Source organism: Autumnicola musiva, from assembly GCF_031846585.1.
GTDB lineage: Bacteria > Bacteroidota > Bacteroidia > Flavobacteriales > Flavobacteriaceae > Autumnicola > Autumnicola musiva.
In genome coordinates, this window is record NZ_JAVRHK010000048.1 from 1 (window position 1) to 2393 (window position 2393).

The following is a 2393-nucleotide window of genomic DNA, read 5'->3' on the forward strand; positions in this document are numbered from 1 at the left end:
TTGAACTAAACCTAAAGGTAGCTTCAAGAGATCTAAATCACTATCACTACCTTTAGGTATTGTGTAATTAATTCATTGAAAGTTATGAAAAAAAAGTAGTACCCTCATAGAGAGGGCCTGTAATTCTGTACCTGAGTTTGATCAGCTGTACCGTAAATTAAAGCGTTCCGTAGCACTGGCCGGCAAAAGTCAAAGTACCCTTACCAACTATGCCCGCTGCCTTGCGCATATGTCCCTCCATTTTAAATGTAGTCCCCTGGTTCTCGATGAAGAACAGGTTTTGGACTACCTGCACATCTTAAAATCCCAGCACAAAACACCATCCGATAGTTTCTTTAAGCATACTATTTACGGTCTTCGCTATGCCTATCGTATCTCTGGAATGAAGAGATGCGGGTCATGTTACTTTCCATTAAACGTCCCCACAAACTTCCAGTGGTACTAAGTCGTAGTGAAATTAAACAACTGCTTAAAACACCCAAACTTCTCAAACATCGTTTGGTACTTGCCATGCTCTATGGCTGCGGCCTTCGCTGCTTCGAACTTCGTGGCCTGCAACTCAAAGATCTGGATTTTGATCGTAAGATGCTACACATCCGCCAGGGCAAAGGAAGAAAAGACCGTTATGTTCCTTTATCCCAAATGCAGATCCGTGGCCTAAAAAAATATATCGCTGCAGATAACCCTACCACCTGGTGTTTTAATGGTTACGACAGGAAAGGAGCCCCAGCCCAGTTATCGGCAATGGGCGTGCAATGGATCGTTCGGGAAGCCCGTAAACACAGCGGGATCCAAAAAGAGATCACTACCCATAGCCTTCGGCACAGCTATGCCACCCATCTTTTGGAGATGGGGTTGGATATTATCAGCGTAAAGGATCTGCTGGGACACGCTGATATCCAAACCACGCTCACCTACCTTCACGTGGCACAACTAGGTAGGCAGAAGCCGTTCAGTCCGTTGGATCGGCTATACAGGGAGTAGCCGTGAAACCTGCTGCTCACGAGGTGGCCCAGGTGCTGGAAAGGAACACGGAATCTTTATCCAAATACTGTTACAATAGCTGGCAGCTAAGAACCATGCACGCCTTGCGCAAATGCCGCACTGCTGCCCTGGGTGGCCACATCGACCGCTGTAACAATCCTTCCTGCCATAGGCTCCACCTTAGCTACAATAGTTGCCGGAACCGCCATTGTCCCAAGTGCCAGGGACATAAAAAGGAGGAATGGATTCGGGCACGGGAAGAAGAACTCCTAAACGTGCCTTACTTCCACGTGGTCTTCACATTGCCATCAGCGCTCAACCGCCTATGCCTGTATGAACCTAAAAAAATGTATGCCCTGCTGTTCAAAATAGCCTGGCAGGTGATCCAGGGTTTTTCATCCAACCCTAAATTTCTGGGTGCCAAACCGGGGATGATTGCCATCCTTCATACCTGGGGCCAGAACTTATCGTTGCACCCGCACCTGCATTGTATTGTTCCTGGGGGTGGTATTGCCCAAAGTGGCAAATGGAAATCTGCAAAAAGCAAAGGTAAATACCTGTTCCCGGTTAAGGCTATGAGCAAAGTTTTTAGGGCCCGTTTTGTAGCTTCCCTTCGCAAGGAACTTCCAACACAATCCACGGACTTCTATGAAAGCCTGTTCAAACACAATTGGGTAGTTTACTGCAAACGCCCATTTTTAGGTCCCGCCCAGGTGGTGGAATACCTTGGCCGCTATACCCACAAGATCGCCATCAGTAACCACCGGATAAAAAACCTAGATAATAAAAATGTTACATTTGCTGTAAAGGACTACCGCCACGGGGAAGGAAATCCTTGTTACGTTTATCCGATGCAGAGTTCATCAGGCGGTTCGCACTTCACGTACTTCCCAAAGGCTTTGTACGCATCCGTCATTATGGGATCCTGAGCTCCTACCACAAAAAAATCACGCTTACCCAGCTACAGAAAAGCCTTGGGCAGGTACAACTCAAGGAGCGTAAACCACTACAACACCAGCTTTGTCCGGTGTGCAAGAAAGGAAAATTGGAGACCCTTACTACCTTTACCCCGCGAGGCCCACCTGGATACTGGATGGAAAAACTAAGAAAACAATCAAATAAATGAGTATGAAAAACGATCCTTCCGGGCGTAACAGGGAATCTATGGCCCAAAACGATCAAAATGACATTAAATACTTAAAGTGCCAGTAAAAAAATTTAGTAAAAGCAGCTTGACTTTAGGTCAATAGTCAAAAGCCGATATCTTGCATAGAGGCTAGATGTACTATCCAACAAATACTACCTCCTAAAAACAGACTAATCCCCATATATACTAATCGGCAAAGCACCGGTTTAGTCAACAGTGCGTTCATGTTGGGCCGTTCCGGCCACACGAACGCTTAGTTATT

The 2393-nt window shown here is 46.3% G+C and carries 1 protein-coding gene and 1 pseudogene; both read left to right on the forward strand.

The annotated features are described in order from the left end of the window. Positions 1-399 precede the first annotated feature (399 nt). Complete coding sequence (locus RM539_RS19685) at positions 400-984, forward strand: tyrosine-type recombinase/integrase (RefSeq protein WP_311505130.1); 585 nt, start codon at positions 400-402, stop codon at positions 982-984. 2 nt (positions 985-986) lie between these two features. Further along, positions 987-2110, forward strand: a pseudogene (locus RM539_RS19690) (IS91 family transposase). The last annotated feature ends 283 nt before the right edge of the window (positions 2111-2393 follow it).